Raw genomic sequence first — 760 nt, 5'->3', positions numbered from 1 at the left:
GTGCCGAAGTCACCGACCTGCATCGGCTCCATCAGCACCTCGCCGCCGTTGTCGCGGATCCGGGCGGCCGTGGCGTCGGTGTCCCGGGCGGCGAAGTACAGGCACCACTGCGACGGAGCCTCCGGCTGGCCGGGCATGGGCGGGACGACGGCGGCGACCGCCTTGCCGTCCGCATAGGCCTGGGTGTAGTCGCCGTACTCCGCCGACGCCTGGGCGAAGGTCCAGCCGAGGACGTCTCCGTAGAAGTTCTTGGCCCCTTCGAGGTCACTGAACGTCGCGTCGGCCCAGCAAGGGGCTCCTTCAGGTTGCACGGCCATGGCTGCGGCCCTCTCCGGATGGGTGGATGGTCCGTTTCCTCACGCTAGTCACCCTCGGGTCGGCCCGCGCGCCGAACGGGCGGTCCGCCGCAGACCGGGCGGGGGCCCTCGGCAGGACGGGGAGCGGTATGACGGACGGGGCGATGCGCGCGTGGTCGGGGAGCAGCCGGGTCCGGTCGAGGAGGGGTCTCTCCGACTGGTAGAGAAACCGGTGCCGGTCGGTGTGGCCTGGCTGCGCCGCACGGACGGCGACCGCGCGTACTGCGCACGCGGCGCGGAGAACCTCTGTCCCGGGTCCGAGTACACGGACTGGTACGCCGACGGCGGCTACGCGGAGTACACGACCGTACATGCCGCGTTCGCCCATCGGCTGTCGAATGCCGGACGACGAACTGGCGGCACGCTGCGGAGGGGGCAGCCGTGAGTGGCGACGGCGTGTGAGT

The 760-nt window shown here is 71.6% G+C and carries 1 protein-coding gene; it reads right to left on the bottom strand.

The window, feature by feature from the left end; translation table 11 throughout:
* Positions 1–317 (bottom strand): VOC family protein (locus IF47_RS0126710; protein ID WP_031511594.1); only part of this gene is annotated, 317 nt, incomplete at its 3' end.
* Between the last annotated feature and the right edge of the window lie 443 nt (positions 318–760).

This window comes from Streptomyces megasporus, assembly GCF_000718985.1.
In the GTDB taxonomy this organism is placed as follows: Bacteria; Actinomycetota; Actinomycetes; order Streptomycetales; family Streptomycetaceae; genus Streptomyces; species Streptomyces megasporus.
This window is presented reverse-complemented; position numbering and strand designations above follow the sequence as displayed.